17 protein-coding genes are annotated in these 22,068 nt (G+C 72.6%); 3 read left to right on the forward strand and 14 right to left on the reverse strand.

Going from position 1 to position 22,068, the window contains the following annotated elements; translation table 11 throughout:
- Nucleotides 1-31: 31 nt before the first annotated feature.
- From ACZ3HQ_RS15170 to ACZ3HQ_RS15185, 4 genes are all read right to left on the reverse strand, one after another.
- Nucleotides 32-2,008, reverse strand: coding sequence for an ATP-dependent DNA helicase (locus tag ACZ3HQ_RS15170; protein ID WP_467510966.1), 1,977 nt, complete (start codon nt 2,006-2,008; stop codon nt 32-34).
- Nucleotides 2,009-2,166: 158 nt separating this feature from the next.
- A complete protein-coding gene (locus ACZ3HQ_RS15175) occupies nt 2,167-2,949 on the reverse strand; it encodes a GNAT family N-acetyltransferase (protein ID WP_467510968.1) in 783 nt (260 codons plus the stop codon).
- Nucleotides 2,950-2,968: 19 nt separating this feature from the next.
- Nucleotides 2,969-4,894: an IucA/IucC family protein gene (locus ACZ3HQ_RS15180; RefSeq protein WP_467510970.1), complete on the reverse strand. Its 1,926-nt coding sequence runs from the start codon at nt 4,892-4,894 to the stop codon at nt 2,969-2,971.
- Nucleotides 4,895-5,106: 212 nt separating this feature from the next.
- Nucleotides 5,107-6,516: a diaminobutyrate--2-oxoglutarate transaminase family protein gene (locus ACZ3HQ_RS15185; RefSeq protein WP_467510972.1), complete on the reverse strand. Its 1,410-nt coding sequence runs from the start codon at nt 6,514-6,516 to the stop codon at nt 5,107-5,109.
- A gap of 285 nt (nt 6,517-6,801) precedes the next feature.
- On the opposite strand from ACZ3HQ_RS15185, the gene ACZ3HQ_RS15190 reads away from it, so the two are divergent.
- On the forward strand, nt 6,802-8,025 hold the full coding sequence (locus ACZ3HQ_RS15190) for a trypsin-like serine peptidase (protein WP_467510974.1): 1,224 nt from the start codon (nt 6,802-6,804) through the stop codon (nt 8,023-8,025).
- 75 nt (nt 8,026-8,100) lie between these two features.
- Here the strand turns inward: ACZ3HQ_RS15190 and hflX are convergent, their stop codons facing one another.
- The 6 genes from hflX to miaA form a co-directional block, all read right to left on the reverse strand.
- A complete protein-coding gene (gene hflX / locus ACZ3HQ_RS15195; RefSeq protein WP_467510976.1) occupies nt 8,101-9,591 on the reverse strand; it encodes a GTPase HflX in 1,491 nt (496 codons plus the stop codon).
- Between the two features lie 189 nt (nt 9,592-9,780).
- Complete coding sequence (locus tag ACZ3HQ_RS15200; RefSeq protein WP_467510978.1) at nt 9,781-11,289, reverse strand: M1 family metallopeptidase; 1,509 nt, start codon at nt 11,287-11,289, stop codon at nt 9,781-9,783.
- A gap of 69 nt (nt 11,290-11,358) precedes the next feature.
- The gene (locus ACZ3HQ_RS15205) at nt 11,359-13,485 is read right to left on the reverse strand and encodes a RelA/SpoT family protein (protein WP_467510980.1); all 2,127 of its coding nucleotides are present in this window, start codon (nt 13,483-13,485) and stop codon (nt 11,359-11,361) included.
- A 283-nt stretch (nt 13,486-13,768) separates the two neighbouring features.
- The gene (gene dapF / locus ACZ3HQ_RS15210; RefSeq protein ID WP_467510983.1) at nt 13,769-14,650 is read right to left on the reverse strand and encodes a diaminopimelate epimerase; all 882 of its coding nucleotides are present in this window, start codon (nt 14,648-14,650) and stop codon (nt 13,769-13,771) included.
- 92 nt (nt 14,651-14,742) lie between these two features.
- Nucleotides 14,743-15,243, reverse strand: a complete 501-nt coding sequence (locus ACZ3HQ_RS15215) for a hypothetical protein (RefSeq protein WP_467511078.1) — start codon at nt 15,241-15,243, stop codon at nt 14,743-14,745.
- Between the two features lie 107 nt (nt 15,244-15,350).
- Nucleotides 15,351-16,289, reverse strand: a complete 939-nt coding sequence (miaA, locus tag ACZ3HQ_RS15220) for a tRNA (adenosine(37)-N6)-dimethylallyltransferase MiaA (RefSeq protein ID WP_467510985.1) — start codon at nt 16,287-16,289, stop codon at nt 15,351-15,353.
- A 182-nt stretch (nt 16,290-16,471) separates the two neighbouring features.
- Between miaA and ACZ3HQ_RS15225 the strand changes: the two genes are divergently transcribed.
- Nucleotides 16,472-16,735, forward strand: a complete 264-nt coding sequence (locus ACZ3HQ_RS15225; protein WP_467510987.1) for an antitoxin — start codon at nt 16,472-16,474, stop codon at nt 16,733-16,735.
- On the opposite strand, the gene ACZ3HQ_RS15230 is transcribed toward ACZ3HQ_RS15225, so the two are convergent.
- The 3 genes from ACZ3HQ_RS15230 to ACZ3HQ_RS15240 form a co-directional block, all read right to left on the reverse strand.
- A complete protein-coding gene (locus tag ACZ3HQ_RS15230) occupies nt 16,732-17,433 on the reverse strand; it encodes a class III extradiol ring-cleavage dioxygenase family protein (RefSeq protein ID WP_467510989.1) in 702 nt (233 codons plus the stop codon). The genes ACZ3HQ_RS15225 and ACZ3HQ_RS15230 overlap by 4 nt on opposite strands.
- Nucleotides 17,434-17,503: 70 nt before the next feature.
- On the reverse strand, nt 17,504-19,030 hold the full coding sequence (gene miaB, locus ACZ3HQ_RS15235; protein ID WP_467510991.1) for a tRNA (N6-isopentenyl adenosine(37)-C2)-methylthiotransferase MiaB: 1,527 nt from the start codon (nt 19,028-19,030) through the stop codon (nt 17,504-17,506).
- Between the two features lie 77 nt (nt 19,031-19,107).
- Entirely contained in the window at nt 19,108-19,512 is a 405-nt protein-coding gene (locus ACZ3HQ_RS15240) for a pyrophosphohydrolase domain-containing protein (RefSeq protein WP_467510993.1), read from the reverse strand.
- Between the two features lie 121 nt (nt 19,513-19,633).
- On the opposite strand from ACZ3HQ_RS15240, the gene ACZ3HQ_RS15245 reads away from it, so the two are divergent.
- Nucleotides 19,634-20,650: a TAXI family TRAP transporter solute-binding subunit gene (locus ACZ3HQ_RS15245; protein ID WP_467510995.1), complete on the forward strand. Its 1,017-nt coding sequence runs from the start codon at nt 19,634-19,636 to the stop codon at nt 20,648-20,650.
- Here ACZ3HQ_RS15245 and ACZ3HQ_RS15250 read toward each other — a convergent pair.
- Nucleotides 20,629-22,062 carry a sensor histidine kinase gene (locus tag ACZ3HQ_RS15250; protein ID WP_467510997.1) on the reverse strand — a complete coding sequence of 478 codons (1,434 nt, stop codon included), beginning with the start codon at nt 22,060-22,062 and terminating at the stop codon, nt 20,629-20,631. The two genes, ACZ3HQ_RS15245 and ACZ3HQ_RS15250, sit on opposite strands and share 22 nt — an antisense overlap.
- Nucleotides 22,063-22,068 lie beyond the last annotated feature (6 nt).

The raw sequence follows: 22,068 nt of genomic DNA on the forward strand, positions 1-22,068 counted from the left end.
GCCCTTGTGCCGGGCCGCCCCCGCCTCCGGCTCACTCCCCCTCGGCCTCCCTGGCCATCGCGTCGATCGACGCGAGCGACTTGCGCACCTGATTGCGGTCGGTCGTCGTCCAGAAGTCGGGCAGCGACGCCTTCAGGTACGACCCGTACCGGGCGGTCGCCAGCCGCTGGTCCAGTACGGCGACCACGCCACGGTCCCCGGACGCCCGGACGAGCCGGCCGGCTCCCTGCGCCATGAGCAGCGCGGCGTGGGTGGCCGCGACCGCCATGAAGCCGTTGCCGCCCGCGTCCTCCACCGCCTTCTGGCGGGCGCTCATCAGCGGGTCGTCGGGGCGCGGGAACGGGATCTTGTCCATCACCACGAGCTGACAGCTCGGACCCGGCACATCCACGCCCTGCCACAGTGACAGCGTGCCGAACAGACAGGTGCGGGGGTCGGCCGCGAAGTTCTTGATCAGTTCGCCGAGCGTCTCCTCGCCCTGGAGCAGGATGGGGAACTCGGGGATGCGGGCCCGGAGTTCCTCCGCCGCGAGCTGGGCGGCCCGCATGGAGGAGAAGAGGCCGAGCGTACGGCCGCCGGCGGCCTGGATCAGCTCGGTCAGCTCGTCCAGCATGTCGCCGCGGTCGCCGTCCCGGGCGGGGCGGGCCAGATGCTTGGCGATGTAGAGGATGCCCTGCTTGCGGTAGTCGAAGGGCGAGCCGACGTCGACGCCCTTCCACTGCGGCAGGTCGTCGCCCTCGGTCCCCTCCGGAGCCAGGCCCAGCGAGGCGCCGACGCCGTTGAAGTCGCCGCCGAGTTTCAGGGTCGCCGAGGTCAGGACCACGCTGCGGTCGGTGAAGAGCTTCTCCCGCAGCAGCCCGGACACCGACATCGGGGCTACCCGCAGGGCCGCGCCGAAGCGGTCGTGGCGCTCGTACCAGACGACGTCCCACTCCGAGCCGTTCAGCACCCGCTCCGCGACGGCGTACACCGTCTCGACCGAGGCCACCGCCTGCTTGCGGACGGCGTCCTCGTCCTGCACGGACTTGTCGCGGGTCGAGCCCAGCGCGGTGATCACGGTGCGGGCGGCGTCGCGCAGGGCGGCCAGGGCGTAGCCGAGGTCCTCCGGGATCTCCTCCAGGCGGCCGGGCAGGGCCAGCTCCATCAGCCGCTCGAAGCCCTCGGCGGCGGTCAGGAGCTGGTCGGCGGCCTTCTCGTTGACGAGCTTCGCCGAGCGGCGGACCGCCCGATTGACCTGGCCGGGGGTGAGTTCACCGGTGGCGGCGCCGGTGACCCGGGAGACGAGTTCGTGCGCCTCGTCCACGATCAGCACCTCGTGCTGGGGCAGCACCGGGGCGCCCTCGATGGCGTCGATCGCCAGCAGGGCGTGGTTGGTCACCACGACATCCGCGAGCTTGGCGCGCTCGCGGGCCATCTCCGCGAAGCACTCGGCCCCGTACGCGCACTTCGAGGCGCCGAGGCACTCGCGCGACGACACCGACACCTGGGCCCAGGCCCGGTCGGAGACGCCCGGGGTCAGGTCGTCCCGGTCGCCGTTCTCCGTCTCGTCGGACCAGTCGCGCAGCCGGAGCAGGTCCTGGCCCAGCTTGCTGGTGGGGGCGGCCGCCTCGAACTGGTCGAAGAGGCCGTCCTCCTCGTCCTGCGGCATGCCCTCGTGCAGCCGGTGCAGACACAGATAGTTGGAGCGGCCCTTGAGCATGGCGAACTCCGGCCGGCGCCGCAGCAACGGGTGCAGGGCGTCGACCGTGCGCGGCAGGTCGCGCTCCACGAGCTGGCGCTGGAGCGCGAGCGTGGCGGTGGCGACGACGACCCGCTCCCCGTGCGCGAGCGCGGGCACGAGGTAACCGAGCGACTTTCCGGTGCCGGTACCGGCCTGGACCAGCAGATGGGAGGTGTCGTCGATCGCCTCGGCGACCGCTTCGGCCATGGTCACCTGGCCGGGGCGCTCCGTGCCGCCGACGGCGGCGACGGCGGCGTGGAGGAGTTCGGGGAGTGAGGGCTTCGTCATAGCCCGACCACCCTACGGCCCCGCACCGACAATCGTGTCCGGCCGCCCGGGCGGCCGGAGCGGGATGCGAACACTTCCGAACTCCTGAACTTTCTCCGAAAGCGGGAACTCGGCGGAATCACCGTACGTACAACAAGTGAGCATCCGAACACGTGGTGCTACGAGGGTTCCTGCCGGACCCGGTCCCGGATCATGAGGGCGGCCCGCTTGCCGGGCAGATCGACCTCCGCCCGGCACCGGAAGCCGGCTTTGCGGAAAGCGGTCACCGAGGGGGTGTTGCGCATGTCAGGTTCCGCGACGACGCGTGTACAGGCGCGGCGGCGTTCCACAACCAGTTCGGCCACGGCCGTGAGCAGGGCGGAGCCGAGCCCTCGTCCCCGGTACGCGGCGTCCCCGATCAGCAGGTGGATACCCGTGTCGTGGGGACGCGCCTGATAGAGGCGGGCCAGCAGCGGGTCGAGGTCCGCCCGGTAGATCTCCCAGTAGCTCATGGCGGTGCCGTCGAGCATGCCGAGGCAGGGCACGCTGCGTCCGTCGCCGTCGAGCTGGGCGCGCAGGTGGCGCTCGGTCCGGGCTCGGGGTCCGGCCAGCTCCCAGAACTCGGCGACCGCGGGGTCGTTCATCCACCCGTGGATCAGGGGGAGATCGCGATCGGGCCGGACGGGGACCAGTTCGAAGGTGCCCACCGGGGTGTCGGTCGGCCCCCAGGTGTGGACGCCGTCCAGTAGGTCCGCCTCGCGGGGAGAGGCCGCCGGCTCGGGCAACGCGGCTCGCAGCGCGGTGAATTCGGCGGGCAGGCGCAGGTCGAGTGTCTCTTCGGTGTCCCAGAGGAGCGCGGTCGCCCCGGTGTCGGCGCTGCCTGGGGTTGCCGGGACGGAAGGGGCGTTGGCGGCGTCGGTGTCGGTGTCGGTGTCGGTGAGGGACACGTGCGCTCCTCTCATGGGGCGAGTGGACGAGGGGTCAGGAATGAAGGGGGTTGGCGATGGTGACGTAGACGGACTGGGTGTCGACGGGTCCGACGAGTTCGTCCAGGCCGTGCAGCCGGGTCAGCAGGTTGGCCTTGCAGCGCAGGACGGGTGAGTCGAGCAGGTTGCCCGGCAGGGAGCTGCGCAGGGCGGCGGGGCCGGAGGCGGCGGCGGTCAGGAAGCGGCGGAACGCGGCGAGGAGGAGGTGTTCGTCTGCCAGGCGCTGGGAGCCGAAGGCGCCGATGAGGCCGAACACGTTGTTGATGGCGAGGTAGTAGGCGAAGCGTTCGTCGGTGACCTCGTCGGAGACGAAGGTGTCGCTGTGCTCACCGATGCCCGGCAGCCGGGCGTCGAGGTCGCCCCGGCGGGACTCGCGGAAGTAGTAGCCCTGGTTGTCGCGGTAGCGGCCGCCGGCCGGCCAGCCGTCCTGGTCGAGGCGGAGCAGCGTGTTCTGCTGGTGCGCCTCCAGCGCGATCCCCGCCTCGCCGTCGAGCCAGAGCACGGGCCGGACGACCTGTTCGAGGTAGCGCAGGAACCACTCGGCGGCGACGGCGCCCACGGGACGGCCGGTGCGGGCTGCGAGCCCCGCGACGAGCCGGGCCACGCGGGAGTTGAGGCTCCTGGGGCCTGTCGTCGGACTCGGCTCGAAGTCCGGGCGCGGGGAGACCAGTCCGGCGACGCAGCCGATGTCGTCGGTGGGGGCGAACGGGTTGTGCCTGATCATCACGTCGAGGCCGGGCACGGGCAGCCCGTCCGGGTCGTCCACGGCGAGCCAGGCGGGGTCGCGGACGATGTCGAAGCCGGGGTGGGCGGCCTGCCACTGCTTCGCCAGCCCGGCGCGCAGCAGGCGGTGCACCTCGACGCCCCGGTGGAGTTCCTTGCGCAGGTTCTCCCGGCGGGAGTTGGTGATGCGCAGTCCGAGCGACAGCTTGAGCATCGCCGGGGCGCCCGGGCGGTGGACGGTCCTTACGGAGGAGGTGGGGTGCCAGGGCGAGCCGAGGGGGCCGAGGTCGCGCAGGAGGCCGGAGTCCAGCAGGGCGGCGACCGGCGCGCGGTGTCGTACGTCGCGGGCCTGCCAGGGGTGCAGGGGCAGGGCGCTGTAGCCGTCGGGCATGGGCAGCTCGGTTCCGGCGAGCCGCCCGAGGAGCTGGTCGGCGGGGACGGGGCGGCCGCGTTCGGTCCAGGCCGAGTCGGAGGCGAGCAGGGAGGGGGCGACGGCCATCCAGTGCAGGGGGAAGGAGCCGCGGAGTTCGGGCGCGTACTGCCGGGCTTCGGCGTCGGTGAGTTCCTCGCGGCTCTTCGGGGTGGGGTGCAGGGGGTGGCCGAGCAGGAGGGCCTGTTCGGCGCTGAGGAAGAGGTCGGGTCCGTCCTCGGGGTGGGCCCGGCGGTCCCGCAGGAAGGTGGCGGTCCTGCGTTGTGAGTCGGCGACCCGCGCGACGAGGTCGGCGCCGTCCGCCGCAGCGGTGCCGTGGGGCTCGGCGGGGTCTGCCTGACCGGGGCTCTCGCGGGTGAGCAGGGCGGCGAGGGTCACGGCGTCGACGGAGGGGGCGTGCTCGGGGGCTCCGGCGAGCCGGGGCGGGCCGAAACGGTGCCAGCCGGTCGGGGACCAGTGGCGGACGGGGGTGAGGAGAACGCTGCCGCTGGCCGGGAGCGGGATGTGCAGGGTGCCGTTGTCCGGGGCGGTCAGGCCGGTCTCGCGCACCCAGCAGCGCAGGAGGTTCTCCACCGCCGCCGCCTGCGCCGCGATGTGCGGGTCGTCGGCCTCCAGCGGGTCGGCGTCGGTCCCGCCGGGCCCTCCGGCGACCGGCGTGCGCCGCTTCTGGTGCGGCACCGCGTCGGCGAGCGGTACGGGGCCGCTGCCGGGGTCCGCCGGTTCGTCGGGGGTCTCGGAACGGCCGTCGGGTGTGGGCGTGGCGTTCATGACAGTTCCTCGGGGGTGATGCGGGTGCGGGTTGGTCGCGGAGGGGTTCCGCACGGCGGACGAGAGGTGGGGCGGTGACGAGAGCAGGGGGTGCCGGCGCGCGGCGGCGGGTGTGCGGGTTCGGCGGAAGGGCGCTGCCCGGAGGTGGGTTCGCCGCTCTCCGCCGACGCGCGCGGATGGTGCGCGCCGGCGGTGGGGTGGCCTGGCGGCGGCTAGCCCGTGCGCTGGTGGTCGCGGTTCGCGGCGGTCACCGCGTCGGCGAGACGGTCCAGTACGGCCGACGCCTGCTCGTCGCTGATGGTCAGCGGCGGGAGGAGCCGTACGACACTGTTGTGGCGGCCGCCGAGTTCCACGATCAGCCCCCGGTCGAGGCATTCGCGCTGGACGGCTGCGGCGAGTTCGGGGTCGGCGGGGTGGGGCGTGGTGGCGGAGTCCCAGCCGTCCGTCTCGGAGCCGCGCGCTTCCGGCACGGGCCCGCCCGCCGGGTTCACCAGCTCGACCCCGATCATCAGCCCGCGCCCCCGCACGTCTCCCACGCAGGCGAACTCATTGTGGAGTTCGCGGAGTTGGCCCAGCATGCGGGCACCGAGGGTGCCGGCTCGTTCGGCGAGGCCGTTCTCGCGGACGTGAGCGAGGGTGGCGGTGCCCGCGGCCATGGCGAGCTGGTTGCCCCGGAAGGTGCCCGCGTGGGCGCCGGGCTGCCAGACGTCGAGTTCCTCGCGGTAGACGACGACGGCCAGCGGGAGGCTGCCGCCGATGGCCTTGGACAGAACCATCACGTCGGGGGTGATCCCGCTGTGGTCGACCGCCCAGAAGGCACCGGTGCGGCCCACTCCGGTCTGGACCTCGTCCGCGATCAGGGGAATCGACCGGTCGGCGGTGACCCGGCGCATCCGGCGCAGCCAGTCGTCCGGCGCCGGGATCACCCCGCCCTCGCCCTGGACGGGTTCGAGGATCATCCCGGCCGGCCGGGGCACGCCCGACTTGGGGTCGTAGAGGACGGACTCGGTCCAGCGGGCGGCGAGTTCGGCGCCGCGCGGGCCGCCGACGCCGAAGGGGCAGCGGTAGTCCTGCGGATAGGGCAGGCGGCCCACCTGGAGGTCGGGGGCGCCGCCGGACGCGGCCAGGGCGCCCGCGGTCATGCCGTGGTAGGCGCCGGTGAAGGCGAGGATGCCGTTGCGGCCGGTCGCGGCGCGGACCAGCTTGAGGGCGGCCTCGACGGCGTCGGTCCCGGCAGGCCCGCAGAACTGCACGCGGGCCCGGTCGGCGAACCCGGCCGGCAGGGTGCGGAACAGCTCGGTGATGAAGGCGTCCTTGACCGGGGTCGCGAGGTCCAGCACGGAAAGGGGCGCGCCGGAGTCGAGGACCTTGCGGATGGCCTCCAGCACCACCGGATGGTTGTGCCCGAGGGCCAGCGCCCCGGCGCCGGAGAGACAGTCGAGGTAACGACGGCCGTCCGCGCCCTCGATGGTGAGGCCCCGCGCCCGCACGGGCACGATGGGCAGGGCTCGGGCATAGGTACGCGCGGCGGACTCGCGCGCCGACTGGCGCCTGAGAATCCCCTCGTGCACGGCCGGGGTTCCCCGGTAGGTGCTGTCGGCCTCCGACTCGGTCACGGCCACGGCTCGCTGTCCTCCCGCTGTCCAGAGGCGAGTTGCTCGACGGGGACGGGCGCAGGCAGCGGTCCCCCACGGCTACCAACCGCCGGCCGGCCGCCTGGTTACGGGTTGCTTCAAGATCCTTGCCGTGACGTAACCGTTGCGGTTCCGTCGGAAGTCCCCTACAGCGAACGCATAGTGTGTGGTCCCGTCCCGCGAGTCCGGGGAACCGGTGCCTGTCCGCAGCAAGTTGGGTGCCGGTAACGGGCCGAAGCGCCATGTTCCGTCACAACAGGGAGAGTCACCACCATGCACTCCATACGGCCGTCGTCCACCGCTCGCCGAGGGAGGGGTACGCCCCGCAGGACCTCCCGCGCGCTGGCGGCCGTCGCCCTCGCCTCGGCGCTGGCGCTGACCGCCACCGCGTGCGGCGGAGACGGTGACGACAACGCCGGCGGCAGCCCGTCCTCCACCGCGCGGGGCTCGGACGGGAAGGTCCGGGTCCCGCAGGACCTCCAGGACAAGCTCCGCCAGCACGGCATCGACATGGACAAGTGGAAGAACGGCGCCTGGAAGAACTGGGACCGGGACGACTGGCTGCGCGAGGCCAACGACTTCATCAACCCGATCATCAGCGGCCTGTGGGACAAGGACCGGATGCGGGGCGCCGACGACCCGGCCAAGCGGGTCGACGACAACGACCTCTCCGGCGACCAGGGCGTGACCGACCCCGAGCCGCAGCCGGTGCAGGCCAAGGCGGTGCGCCCGCCGTACCACACCAACGCGGCCACCTCGGGCAAGGTCTTCTTCGACTCCCCCAAGGGCACGATGGTCTGCTCGGCCACGGTGGTCGAGGACCCGGCGCACCCGGGCAGGTCCAACCTGATCTGGACGGCCGGCCACTGCGTGCACGCGGGCAAGAAGGGCGGCTGGTACCGCAACATCGCCTTCGTGCCGTCGTACAACAACCAGAGCCTGTCCTCCTCCGAGATGGAGGGCGCCTCCCGCGCGCAGGTCGCGCCGTACGGTGTCTGGTGGGCCGACGCCGCGAAGACCTCGCAGCAGTGGATCGACGGGGGCGGCGAGACCGGCGGCAACGGCGCCTCGTACGACTTCGCGGTGATCCATGTGACGCCGGAGCAGGGCAACGGCGGCAAGTCGCTGGAGGAGACGGTCGGCGGCGCGCTGCCCGTGGACTTCGCCGCTCCCGCCGCGACCGAGGTGAGCGCGGTCACCGCGAGCGGCTACCCGGCGGCGAAGCCGTACAACGGCCAGTTGCTGTACCAGTGCCAGGACAAGCCGGGCCGGCTGTCGATCGCCAAGGCGGACCCGACGATGTACCGCATCGGCTGCACCATGACCGGCGGTTCCTCCGGCGGCGGCTGGGTGGAGCAGGGCGCGGACGGCAAGCCCACGCTGGTCTCCAACACCTCGATCGGCCCCGCCTCCTCGGGCTGGCTGGCCGGGCCCCGGCTCGGTGAGGTCGCCAAGGGCGTGTACGACTCGGTGAGCGCGAAGTTCGCGGACCGGTAGCCGCCCCGCACCCATGACGAAGGCCCGCCGCCCCCTCTCGCGAGGGGACGGCGGGCCTCTTCGTGCTCCGGCCGGTCAGGCGGTCGCGGTCGGCGTGTACGGGGCCAGGTCGGCCGCCAGCTCCGCGTGCACCCGGACCTTGATCAGGGTGCCCTCGGCGGTGTGCTCCTCGGAGAGCACCTCGCCCTCGGTGTGGGCGCGGGCGACCAGCTTGCCCTGCGTGTACGGCACGAGCGCCTCGATCTCGACCGAGGGGCGGGGCAGCTCCTCGTCGATCAGGGCGAGCAGCTCCTCCAGGCCCTGGCCGGTGCGCGCCGAGACGGCGATGGACCGCTTCTCGACCCGCAGCAGCCGCTGGAGGACCAGCGGGTCGGCCGCGTCCGCCTTGTTGATCACGACGATCTCGGGCACGTCGGTCGCGCCGACCTCCCGGATCACCTCACGCACGGCGGCGAGCTGCTCCTCCGGGACCGGGTGCGACCCGTCCACCACGTGCAGGATGAGGTCGGAGTCGCCGACCTCCTCCATGGTGGAGCGGAACGCCTCGACCAGGTGGTGCGGCAGGTGCCGGACGAAGCCCACGGTGTCGGCCAGCGTGTACAGCCGGCCGCTGGGGGTCTCCGCGCGGCGGACGGTCGGGTCCAGGGTGGCGAACAGGGCGTTCTCCACCAGGACCCCCGCGCCCGTGAGGCGGTTGAGCAGGGAGGACTTGCCGGCGTTGGTGTAGCCGGCGATGGCGACGGAGGGCACCTTGTTGCGGCGGCGCTCCTGGCGCTTGATCTCGCGGCCGGTCTTCATCTCCGCGATCTCCCGGCGCATCTTCGCCATCTTCTCGCGGATGCGGCGCCGGTCCGTCTCGATCTTGGTCTCACCGGGACCACGTGTGGCGAGGCCACCGCGACCGCCACCCATCTGCCGGGACAGCGACTGACCCCAGCCGCGCAGTCGCGGCAGCATGTACTGCATCTGCGCGAGCGCGACCTGCGCCTTGCCCTCACGGGACTTGGCGTGCTGGGCGAAGATGTCCAGGATCAAGGCCGTACGGTCGATGACCTTGACCTTGACGACGTCCTCGAGCTGGATGAGCTGGCCGGGGCTCAGCTCACCGTCGCAGATGACGGTGTCCGCGCCGGTCTCCATCACCACGTCGCGCAGCTCCAGGGCCTTGCCGGAGCCGATGTAGGTGGCCGCGTCGGGCTTGTCGCGGCGCTGGATCACGCCGTCGAGCACGAGGGCGCCCGCCGTCTCCGCGAGGGCGGCCAGCTCCGCGAGGGAGTTGTCCGCGTCCTGGGCGGTGCCGGTGGTCCACACTCCGACGAGCACGACCCGCTCCAGGCGGAGCTGGCGGTACTCGACCTCGGTGACGTCCTCCAGCTCGGTGGACAACCCCGCCACGCGGCGCAGGGCCGCGCGCTCGGAGCGGTCGAACTGGTCGCCGTCACGCTCGCCGTCGATGTCGTGCTTCCAGGCGACGTCCTCTTCCATCAGGGCATCGGCCCGAAGACCTTCGGGATAGGCGCGCGCGAGGCGCTTGGCGTCCTGTGAAGGGGAAGAAGAAGAGGTCATTGGTTCCTTACGTCGAGGGGAGGACCGGTCCGGCGGTCGGACGACCGGGAGGTCGGCGAGGGACCGGTGTTCATGAGGTGTAACGCGCGTGCGCTCCGGGAGATTCCCGTGCACCGCGCCGCGCCGACCGGAAGATGTTCGCACGGCGCGGCGCACCGCGTCACCGGGTTATCGCCCGGGCACCGGGAGTCAGCCCTTCTTGGCCGGGCCCGGGGACGCGGGCGGCGGGACCTGCTTCCAGTCCGGGTGGCCAGGCATCGGCGGGGTCTTCTCGCCGTACAGCCAGTCCTCGAAGAAGCCGGTCAGGTCACGGCCGCCGATGGCGGAGGCGAGGCGGACGAAGTCGGCGGTGCCGACGCTGGTGTCCCGGTTCTCCTGGACCCACACCTTCTCCAGCCGCTCGAAGGCGTCCTTGCCGATCTCCTGGCGCAGGGCGAAGAGCACCAGGGCGGCGCCGTCGTAGATGTTGGGGCGGAAGATGCCGATCTTCTGGCCGGGCGCGGGCGGCTTGGGCCTGGCGGGCGGGCCACCGGCGGCGCGCCAGCGGTCGGAGGCCCCGTAGGCGGCCTTCATACGGTCCTGGAGCGGGTGGTCGCTCTTCTCCTCGGCGTAGAGGGCCTCGTACCAGGTGGCGTGGCCCTCGTTCAGCCAGACGTCGGACCAGGTGCGGGGGCTGACGCTGTCGCCGAACCACTGGTGGGACAGTTCGTGGACCATGACCGACTCGATGTACCACTTGGGGTAGGCGGGCTCGGTGAAGATGTCCTTCTCGAACAGCGACAGGGTCTGCGTCTCCAGCTCGAACCCGGTGCTGGCCTGGGCCATCAGCACGCCGTAGGTCTCGAACGGGTACGGGCCGATCTTGCTCTCCATCCAGGCGATCTGGTCCGGCGTCCTGGCCAGCCAGGGCTCCAGTTCCTTCTTGTCGGCGGCGGGCACCACGTCGCGCAGCGGCAGCCCGTGCGGGCCCGTGCGCCGGACGACGGCGGAGCGGCCGATGGACACCTGGGCGAGTTCGGTGGCCATGGGGTGCTGGGAGCGGTAGCTCCAGGTGGTGGAGCCGCCCGTCTTGACCTCGCCGGCCGGCAGGCCGTTGGCGACGGCGGTGTAGCCGTCCGGGGCGGTGACGTGGAAGGTGAACATCGCCTTGTCGGACGGGTGGTCGTTGCACGGGAAGACCAGGTGCGCGGCGTCGGCCTGGTTGGCCATGGCGAGGCCGTCGGTGGTCCGTACCCAGCCGCCGTCCTGGTCGTCGGCGGGGCGGGGGTCACTGGTGTGCCGCACGGTGATCCGGGTGACGCTGCCGAGCGGCAGGGTGTGGTCCGGGGTGACGACGAGGTCCTCACCGGCACTGGTGAAGGCTGCCCTGCGGCCGTCGACCTCCACTGACTCGACGGTGCCGTGCGCGAAGTCGAGGTTGATCCGCTCCAGGGAGTCGGTGAGCCGGGCGTCGATGGTGGTGACGGCCTTCAGCGGCTTGTCGTTGCTGCCGGGATAGGTGAAGGCGAGGTCGTACGCGGCCACGTCGTAGCCGGGGTTGCCCAGCTCCGGGAAGATCCGGTCGCCGACGCCCAGCGGTTCGGCGGGGGCCCCGGCGGCGACGAGGCAGACCGTGACGGCCGAGGCGAGCAGGGCCGCCTTCGGGCGCCGGAGGAACCGGAGTGCGGGGTGGGGGCGCGTGGGGCGAGTGAGCAGCATGCCCCACCGCTACCAGCGCCCGGCCGCCGGGTGGCGACGGCGCGCGCCAGGCCCACCCGATCGGGTCGGTCAGGCGGCGGGCGCCTGGGCCCGGCTGACGTCGTACACGCCCGGCACGTCGCGCATCGCGCGCATCAGGGCGGGCAGTTCGGCGGCATCGGGGAGCTGGAGGGTGTAGGTGTGGCGGACCCGCTGCTGGTTGGGGGACTCCACGGTGGCGGAGACGATCTCGGCGCCCTCCACGGCGATCGCCTCGGTGAGGTCGGCGAGCAGATGGGGGCGGCTGAACGATTCGGCGACCAGGGTGACCCGGCAGGCGGTGGTGTCGCCCCAGCGCACGGCGATCTCCTCGCGCCCCCGGCTCTTCATGTCCTCGACCATGGAGCACTCCACCCGGTGCACGGTCACCGCTCCCCCGCGCACGGCGAAGCCGACGATGTCGTCGGGCGGCACGGGCGTACAGCAGCCGGCCAGGCGCACCGGGCCGCCAGGCCGGTCCAGCAGCACGTCGGCGCCACGGGGACGCGCGGCGGGGGCACTGCCGGCGGGGCGGCTGCCGCCGGGGGCGTCGGTGGTGTCCGAGGTGCGGGCGTCGGTGCCGGGGTGGGCCGCGAGCCAGCGCTGGATGGCGATGCGCGCGGCCGGGGTATGGGCGTGCTCCAGCCATTCGCGGGAGGGTTCGGAGGCGGGGTCCTGGCCCATGAGGAGCTGGACGGTGTCGCCGTCGCGCAGGACGGTGCCGAGGGCGGCCAGGCGGCCGTTGACGCGGGCGCCGATGCAGGCGTGGGCGTCGTCGCCGTACTGGGCGTAGGCGGCGTCCACGCAGGTGGCGCCCTCGGGGAGGCCCAGGGTGCCGCCGTCGGGGCGGACGACGGTGATCTCGCGGTCCTGGGCGAGGTCGTCGCGCAGGGTGGACCAGAAGGTGTCGGGGTCGGAGGCCCCGCGCTGCCAGTCGAGGAGCCGGGAGAGCCAGCCGGGGCGGGTGGGGTCGGCCCGCTCGCCGTCGAGGCCGGCGGTCTGCTCCTCGGCGGACGGGGCGTAGGGGTTGCCGAGGGCGATCACACCGGCCTCGGCGGCCTGGTGCATGCGGTGGGTGCGGATCAGGACTTCGACGACCTGGCCGTCCGGGCGGGCCACGGCGGTGTGCAGCGACTGGTAGAGGTTGAACTTGGGGACGGCGATGAAGTCCTTGAACTCCGAGACCACCGGCGTCAGACAGGTGTGCAGCTCACCGAGGACGGCGTAGCAGTCCGCGTCCTCGTTCACCAGCACCAGCAGGCGGCCGAAGTCGGTGCCGCGCAGCGGGCCGCGCTTGCGGGAGACGCGGTGGACGGAGACGAAGTGGCGGGGCCGGATGAGGACTTCGGCCGGGATGCCGGCGTCGCGCAGCACCCCGCGCACCTCGTCGGCGACTTCCGCGAGGGGGTCTCCCCCGGCGGCGTTCTGAGCGATGAGTTCGCTGGTGCGGGCGTATTCCTCGGGGTGGAGGATGGCGAAGACGAGGTCTTCCAGCTCCGTCTTGAGGGCCTGCACACCGAGGCGCTCGGCGAGCGGGATGAGGACGTCGCGGGTGACCTTGGCGATCCGTGCCTGTTTCTCGGGGCGCATCACGCCGAGGGTGCGCATGTTGTGCAGCCGGTCGGCGAGTTTGATCGACATCACGCGGACGTCGTTGCCGGTGGCGACGAGCATCTTGCGGAAGGTCTCCGGCTCGGCGGCGGCGCCGTAGTCGACCTTCTCCAGCTTGGTGACGCCGTCGACGAGGTAGCGGACCTCTTCCCCGAACTCCTCTCCGACCTGGTCGAGCGTCACCTCGGTGTCCTCGACGGTGTCGTGAAGGAGGGAGGCGGTCAGGGTGGTGGTCTCGGCGCCGAGTTCGGCGAGGATCAGGGTCACGGCGAGGGGGTGGGTGATGTACGGCTCGCCGCTCTTGCGCATCTGGCCGCGGTGGGAGGTCTCCGCCAGGAGGTAGGCGCGGCGCAGCGGGTCGAGGTCGGCGTCGGGGTGGTGCGCGCGGTGGGCCTCGGCGATGTGTCCGATGGCGTCGGGCAGCCTGCTCCGGACGGCGGGGCCCAGCAGCGCGGCCCGGCCCAGCCTGCGCAGGTCGATCCGCGGCCGGGACTTCCTGCGGGACACCGCGGGCGCCGCGGGCGCTACCGGGCCAGGGCTCGCAGGGTTCGTGGCCTCCGCACTCATGGGCACCTCCGGCTCGTGGACCGGCGGACGGGGCCCGAAGGGCATACGCGGCTCAGGGTTGGCGACGTTCCCCCGTCCGTGCCGGTGCTTGATGCTATCGAGCCCATCACGTGCTACCGACCGCCTCTCGGCCACCGTGAAACGGATCACCCATTCGAGCGACGGTACGGAGGTTTGGAGTTTGCGCCACGTGCCCTCCAGTCGGCCGCGGTTTCGAACGGCCTCGCTGCCGGAGAACGGCTGGTCCCCGGCGTACGGAGCCACCGGGAACGGTCCGTCCAGGTCAGCGGGCCGCGCTTTCCAGCCACTCGGCGTCGATCTCGCCCTCGGCGACGATCACGGCGGGACCCGTCATTTCGATCTCACCATCCGGTCGTTCGGTGATGACCAGCCGCCCGCCGGGCACGTCCACGGCGTACGTCGCCGGGGTGCCGGTGACCGCCGGGTCGGCGCCGTCGCGCCGGGCCGCGGCCACGGCGACGGCGCACGCGCCCGTGCCGCACGACCGGGTCTCGCCGGAGCCACGCTCGTGCACGCGCATGGCGACGTGTCCGGGGGCCCGGTCCACGACGAACTCCACGTTGACGCCGTCCGGGTAGGCGCCCGCCGGGCCGACCGGCGGCGCGCTGTAGAGGTCACCGGCGTGGTCGAGGTCGTCCACGAAGGCCACGGCGTGCGGGTTGCCCATGTTCACGTTCCGCGCCGGCCAGCTCCGCTCACCGACGCTGACCCTGACCTCGCCCTCGGGCAGACGGGCCCGGCCCATGCCGACGGTGACGTCTCCGGCGCCGGAATCGTCCTTGGCGATGTGGACCCGCTTAACACCCCCGCGCGTGGCGATGGTGAGGTCACCTTCACCCACATGTCCGGCGTGCTGGAGGTAGCGCGCGAACACACGCACTCCGTTGCCGCACATCTCGGCGACCGAGCCGTCGCCGTTGCGGTAGTCCATGAACCACTCGGCCTCGCCGGCCATGTCGCGGGCCTCGGGGTGCGCGGCGGAGCGCACCACGTGCAGCACCCCGTCGCCGCCGATACCGGCCCGGCGGTCGCAGAGCGCGGCGACGGCGGCGGGCGTCAGGTCGAGGGCGTTCTCGGGGTCGGGCACGATCACGAAGTCGTTCTCGGTGCCGTGCCCCTTGAGGAATGCGATCCGCGTGCTCATCCCTCGATCGTACGGGGTGACGCGGACACCCTCCGAGGGCAGCCGGGGGCGTAGGGGGTGTCTCGCCAGGCGTCGCGAGCCCGGCGTGATCGCTAACGCAGGCGGGCGACCCGCCATACGGCGAGGACCGCGACGACGCCCACGAGGAGGGCGTAGGAGAGGGCGACGCGCCAGTCGGCGCGGCGGCCGGAGCCGCGCGGGGGCAGGCCGGGCCAGGTGTAGCCGACGCGGCGGGCGGCCATCATGCCCCACCCGGCGGCGCAGGAGCAGATCAGCAGGCCCAGCATGGCGATGACCGCGCCGCTGTCGCCGAAGTCGAAGGCGAGCGGGAAGGCGAACATCAGCGAGCCGAGCGCGGCCAGGCCCACGATGGGCGCGAGCTGCCAGATGCGCAGCCGCCGCTGGGGGCGCAGTTCGACCTCGACCTCGGGGCCGCCCGCGAACATCTCCTCGGGTGTGGGTCCGTCGGCGACGACCACGAGCGGGCTGTCGTCCGGACCGTCGTCGGTCAGACGGTCCTCGACGCCGGACTCGTCACCGTCGGTGGTGACGTGCTCGGTGCCTGCTGCGGTGTCACGAGGGCCGGCCTCCATCGCCACGCGCCCTCCCAACTAGGACTTCACTGGTCGATCGAAGCTCGATGATGGCACGGCGCCGGAGGCCGGGCTGACCGGTGGCGCATCCCGATGCCAGGACGTGATCAGGCTGTGACCGCTCGTTCGACCAACGTCAGCGCCCGTCCCGGAAGTTCCCCGCGGTCCGCCGCCGCCCCGCTGAGCCAGTGGACCCTGGGGTCGCGCCGGAACCAGGTGTCCTGGCGGCGCGCGAAGCGCTTGGTGGTGCGCACCGTCTCCACGCGCGCCTCCTCCTCGGTGCACTCCCCGGCGAGCGCGTTGAGCACCTGCTGGTAGCCCAGCGCGCGGGACGCGGTACGGCCCTCGCGCAGCCCCTGGGCCTCCAGCGCGCGCACCTCGTCCACGAGTCCGGCCTCCCACATGAGGTCGACGCGGCGGGCGATGCGCTCGTCCAGCTCGGGGCGGGCGACGTCGACGCCGATCTGGAGGGTGTCGTAGACCGAGTCGTGGCCGGGGAGGTTGGCGGTGAAGGGGCGCCCGGTGATCTCGATGACCTCCAGGGCGCGGACGATGCGGCGGCCGTTGCTGGGCAGGATGGCGCGGGCGGCTTCGGGGTCGGCGGCGGCCAGCCGGGCGTGCAGGGCGCCGGGGCCGCGCAGGGCCAGCTCGTCCTCCAGGCGGGCCCGGACCTCGGGGTCGGTGCCGGGGAACTCCAGGTTGTCGACGGCCCCGCGCACGTACAGCCCGGAGCCGCCGACCAGGATCGGCCAGCGGCCCTCGGCGAGGAGGGCGTCGATGCGGGCGCGGGCCAGCTTCTGGTACTCGGCGACGGAGGCGGCGACCGTGACGTCCCAGATGTCGAGCAGATGGTGCGGGATGCCGCCGCGTTCCTCGGGGGTGAGCTTGGCGGTGCCGATGTCCATCCCCCGGTAGAGCTGCATCGAGTCGGCGTTGATGACCTCGCCGCCGAGCTGCTGGGCCAGGAAGACGCCGAGGTCAGACTTTCCGGCCGCGGTGGGGCCGACGACGGCGATGACACGGGGGGCGGGGGATGCACTGCTCACCGCACCAGTCTCGCAAACCCCGCGGGCCGGCCGGTGGCCGACGGTGCGTGATGAGCGGCTGGGCGGGCAGGGGTCACGGACGTGGCCCAGGGTGATCGCGTGGTGTGAGGCCCTCTGGGCAGGGGTAACGTCCCTCCCAGGCGACGCATCACGCGCATTTGGGTTGTTCCGGAAGGTGGATCATGGGTCTGTTCGACAATGTGAAGGCCGCGCTCGGCCCGGCCAAGGACAAGGTGACGGACCTGGCCCGGCAGCACGGCGACAAGGTGCAGGACGGTCTCGACAAGGCCGCTCAGGTGGTGGACCAGCGGACCAAGGGCAAGTACACCGACAAGATCCACGCCGGTACGGACAAGGCGAAGGAAGCGGTGGACCGCCTCGGCCAGGAGGGTCAGAAGCCGGGCGACGGCCCGCAGGCCGGCCCCCAGACCCCGCCGAAGGGCTAGCTCCAGGCGGCGACGAGGTAGCCGACGCCGTACGGCGCCTCGTCGTACAGCAGGGTGCCGTCCAGGCCCGCGCCTTCGGCCGCCGCGGCGAGGACCTGCCAGGGGGCGCGGCCGGACGCCTGGAGTTCGCGGGCGAGAGCGGTGTCGAGTGCGGCGAGGGCCGCGAGGTCGGCGGCGGCGAGGGCGCGTGCGGCCTCCGCGTCGAAGGGGGCCGCGCGGTCGTCGAGGTAGCCGGGCGCCTTGAGCGTGCGGGAGGCGCTGCCGTCGCCCATCACCAGCAGGGCGGTCCGGTCGTTCCCTGCGGTGATCTCCGCGCCGAGCGCGGCACACCGGTCGGCGGGGAGATCCGCTGCCACGGCCACTCCCTCGACCGGTACATCCGCCCAGCCGGTCCGCTCCAGCAGCCACGCGGCGACGGCCAGGGAGGCGGGCAGCTCAGGGCCGGGCGCGTTACCGGGGCCGAGCGTCACCTCGAGGCCGACACCGAAGCCGCGGAAGGAACCCCGGGTGCCCTGCGGGTGGCGTCCGCCCCGCTCGGCGGGGCCGACGACCACCAGGCGGTCGGGGCGGGCGGCGGCGAGGACGCCGAGCGCGTCCGCGCAGGCGGCTCGGGCGGCGTCCAGTTCGGGCGCGGCACCCGCGGCGACCTCGGGGACGAGCAACGGCGGGCAGGGGCAGACGGCGGCTGCGACAAGCATGATCGGCAGCGTAACCCGCCTCACCCCCGGCCCGCGCACGCCGTGGACCGGGGGTGAGGCGCGGTACGGGTCAGTCGCAGCCGCAGCCGCTCGTGGCGGCCGGCAGCGGCGCGGGAACGCCGATCTTCGGCAGGCCGAGCATGACGCCGGCCTTCTCGGCGCTCTCTGCGGCGTTGCGCTTCTCCCAGGCGTCGCCCGCGCGCGTGCGGCGCACGGCGAGGACGGGGCCCTCGGCGAGGAGGTGGTGCGGGGCGGCGTAGGTCACCTCGACGGTGACGACGTCGCCGGGGCGGACCTCGTCGTCCGGCTTGGTGAAGTGGACCAGGCGGTTGTCGGGGGCGCGGCCGGAGAGGCGGTGGGTGGCGCCGTCCTTGCGGCCCTCGCCCTCGGCGACCATCAGCTCCAGGGTGCGGCCGACCTGCTTCTTGTTCTCCTCCCAGGAGATCTCCTCCTGGAGGGCGACGAGGCGCTCGTAGCGCGCCTGCACGACCTCCTTGGGGATCTGGCCCTCCATGGTCGCGGCGGGGGTGCCGGGGCGCTTGGAGTACTGGAAGGTGAACGCCTGCGCGAAGCGGGCCTCGCGGGCCACCTTCATGGTCTCCTCGAAGTCCTCCTCGGTCTCGCCGGGGAAGCCCACGATGATGTCGGTGGTGATGGCCGCGTGCGGGATGGCGGCGCGGACCTTCTCGATGATGCCGAGGTAGCGCTCCTGCCGGTACGAGCGGCGCATCGCCTTCAGGACGGTGTCCGAACCTGACTGGAGCGGCATGTGGAGCTGCGGCATCACGTTCGGCGTCTCGGCCATGGCGGCGATCACGTCGTCGGTGAAGTCGCGGGGGTGCGGGGAGGTGAAGCGGACGCGCTCCAGGCCCTCGATCTTTCCGCAGGCCCGCAGCAGCTTGCTGAACGCCTCGCGGTCACCGATGTCGGAGCCGTAGGCGTTGACGTTCTGCCCGAGCAGGGTGATCTCGCTGACGCCCTCGGCGACCAGCGCCTCGATCTCGGCGAGGATGTCGCCGGTCCTGCGGTCCTTCTCCTTGCCGCGCAGCGCCGGGACGATGCAGAAGGTGCAGGTGTTGTTGCAGCCGACGGAGATCGACACCCAGGCCGCGTACGCGCTCTCGCGCCGGGTCGGCAGGGTGGAGGGGAACGCCTCCAGCGACTCGGCGATCTCGACCTGCGCCTCCTCCTGGACGCGGGCGCGCTCCAGCAGCACGGGCAGCTTGCCGATGTTGTGCGTGCCGAAGACGACGTCCACCCAGGGCGCCCGCTTCACGATGGTGTCGCGGTCCTTCTGCGCGAGGCAGCCGCCGACCGCGATCTGCATACCGGGCCGCGACACCTTCCGCGGCGCGAGTCGGCCGAGGTTGCCGTAGAGCCGGTTGTCCGCGTTCTCGCGGACCGCGCACGTGTTGAACACGACCACGTCGGCGTCGCCGTCCGAACCCTCGGGCGCCCGCACATAGCCGGCGTCCTCGAGCAGCCCGGACAATCGCTCGGAGTCGTGGACGTTCATCTGGCACCCGTAGGTGCGCACCTCGTACGTCTTGGCTTCTCGAACGTCCACTGCCGGGCTCCGGTCGCTGCTGGTGGTCATGGGTCAAGGGTAGGCGGTCCCCGGAGGCCCTCCGTCCCCGCTCCCGGCGGCCCGTGACCGGGGACACAGCCGGGTCGTCAGCCCTCCGCCGCGGCCCAGCCCTGGCGGCGCAGGACCGCCGACACATCGGGCGCCCGGTAGTGCTCGCCCTTGAGGACCTTGCCGTCCTCGCGGCGGCTGATCTCGCCGGACGGGCCGACCTTGCTCATGTTGGCGCGGTGGATCTCGGCGATGACCTCGTCGAGGTCGATGCCGTGGACCAGGGCGGTGCCGTAGGCGACGTAGACCACGTCCGCCAGTTCCTGCGCGAGGTGGTCGAGCGGGCCGGTGACCGAGACCTCGGCCACCTCCGCGGCCTCCTCGGCGAGCAGCTTCCCCCGGTGCGCGGCAAGTTCGGGACTGATCTCGGTGGGTATGGCGCGGGCGTCGAGACCGAAGGCGCGGTGGAACTCGCTGACGAGTCGGGCGGGAGAAGTGCTCATGCGGCGACTGTATCCGCCGTCTCCGACAGCCCGGCCGGTTGTCCACAGGCGGCCGCAGACCTGGCCGTCCGGTTGTCCACAGCCCTGGTCGGCCCGCTTGCGGCCTGGCAGGATCGCCCGCATGTCCAAGGTGTTCCCGTTCGCCGAGATCTCCGCCCGGCTGCCCGGCCGGCGCCGCTTGCTGTGGGCGTCGGGCGTGGGAGTCGTGGTGCTCGGCCTGCTGCTCTGGTGGCTGGCGCCGCTCGGCGAGAAACCGCCGAGCGGGACGATCGTGTTCAGCACCGGCGGCACCCGCGGGGTGTACGAGGAGTACGGCCGCCGCCTGCGCAACGAGCTGGCGAAGGACATGCCGGGTCTGACCGTGAAGCTCACCAGCAGCGCCGGTTCGCAGGAGAACGTGCAGCGGGTGGCATCCGGCAAGGCCGACTTCACCATCGCGGCGGCCGACGCGGTGCAGACGTACGAGCAGGCGCACCCCGCCGAGCACCGGCTGCGCGGGGTGGCCCGGCTCTACGACGACTACGTACAGCTCATCGTGGCGCCCGGCGCGAAGATCGACAGCGTCGCCGACCTCCGGAACAAGCGGGTGGCCACCGGGCTGCCCAACTCCGGGGTGCGGTTGATCGCGAACGGTGTGCTGAAGGCCGCCGGGATCGACCCGGAGAAGGACATCGTCCCCGTGGCCGCCGGGATCGACACCGGTCCGGACATGCTGGCGGACCACCACATCGACGCGTTCTTCTGGTCCGGGGGTCTACCGACCGGCGGACTGTCGGAGCTGGCGGACAAGTCGGGGTTCCGGTTCATACCGATAGAGGGGAAGCTCGTCTCCCAGTTGCACGCCGAGGGGGAGGCGGCGCGCTACTACCGGGCGACCAACATGCCCCAGTCCGCGTATCCGCTCGTGCAGGGCGGCTCCACCGTGGCCACCATCGCGGTGTCCAACCTGCTGATGACGCGCTCGGACCTGGACCCGAGGCTCACGGAGTGGATAACCCGCATCGTGATCAAGAGCCGGGACGAGATAGGCAAGCACGTGCACTCCGCGCAGCGCGTGGATCTGCGCACCGCCATCTACACCGACCCGCTTCCCCTGCACAACGGCGCCCGGCGCTACTACCGCTCCGTCAAACCCTGACGGGGGCCAGGCACGGGGGCGTGCCGGGGCAGGGTGACGGTGACCCGCAGACCCTCGGGCTCGTGGTGGCCGTAGGAGATGGAGCAGCCCGTCGCGGCGAGCAGGGCGCGGGTGATGGACAGGCCGAGTCCTGAGCCCTTGATGTTCTGATGGCGTCCGCTGCGCCAGAACCGGTCGCCCACGCGCTGGAGTTCGTCGTCGGTCAGGCCCGGCCCGGTGTCGGTGACCTGGACGGTGGTGGTGTCACCACTGGCGAGGACACCGACCTCGACCGTGCCGTGCTCGGGGGTGAACTTGACCGCGTTGTCGATCACCGCGTCCAGCGCGCTGGACAGGGAGATCGCGTCGGACCAGGCGGTCGTGGGCGGGCAGTCGCCCACCAGCCGGACACCCTTGGCCTCGGCCGTCGGTGTCCAGGCGGCGACCCGTTCCCCGGCCAGCGCGCCGATGTCGGTCAGCCGGGCCTCGGTCTCGGCGTGCTCGGCCAGCGCCAGGTCGAGCAGGTCGTCCAGCACCTGGGCCAGCCGCTTGCCCTCGGTGCGCACGGAGGCGATCTCCTCGTTGCCCTCGGGGAGTTCGAGAGAGAGCAGTTCGATCCGCAGAAGCAGAGCCGAAAGGGGGTTGCGCAGTTGATGGGAAGCATCCGCGACAAAGGCACGCTGCTGCTCCAGCACGTCCTCGACGTTGTCCGCCATCTCGTTGAACGACCTTGCCAGTCGCCGCAGTTCAGGCGGCCCGCCACCGACCGCGACGCGGGACTTCAGGCGTCCGGTGGCGATGTCGTGGGTGGTGGCGTCCAGGATGCGGACCGGCAGCAGCACCCAGCCGGTCAGCCGCAGCGCCGCGCCCACCGCGAGCAGCATCGCCGCGATCTCCCCGGCCGCGATCAGCGCCCAGCCGCGCAGCACCCGCCACCGCATCTGCTCGGTGGGCGAGTCGGTGACGACGACCGCGACCACGTCCCCGTCCCGGATGACCGGCGAGGCCACCACGAGCCGGGACCGCTGCCAGGGCCACACCTGGCCCGGGTCGTGGCTGCGGCGGCTCAGCAGCGCCTCCTCGAAGGCCGCCCGGACCGCCCCCTCCTGCGGTACGAGCCAGTCGCCCGGCGCGTTGACCATGGCGGAGCGGTCGCTGTAGAAGACGCCGGCACGGATGTCGTAGACGTCGTGGTAGCTCTCCAGCTCGCGGTGGAGGGTCTGGAGGCGCTCGTCGGGGGCGGTGGAGCGGCTGCCGCTCGGGGTGTCGGTGACGAACTGGGCGAGCGCGGCGAAGCGCGCGGTGTCGTCTATCCGGTCCACGATGACGCGCTGCTGCTCGGCCGCGGCCACGCTGACGGCGAGCGGTACGCCGAGCGCGAGGAGCACGGCCGCCATCAGCACGATGAGCAGCGGCAGGAGCCGAGCGCGCACCCGGCC

Source organism: Streptomyces sp. NPDC018263, from assembly GCF_055562575.1.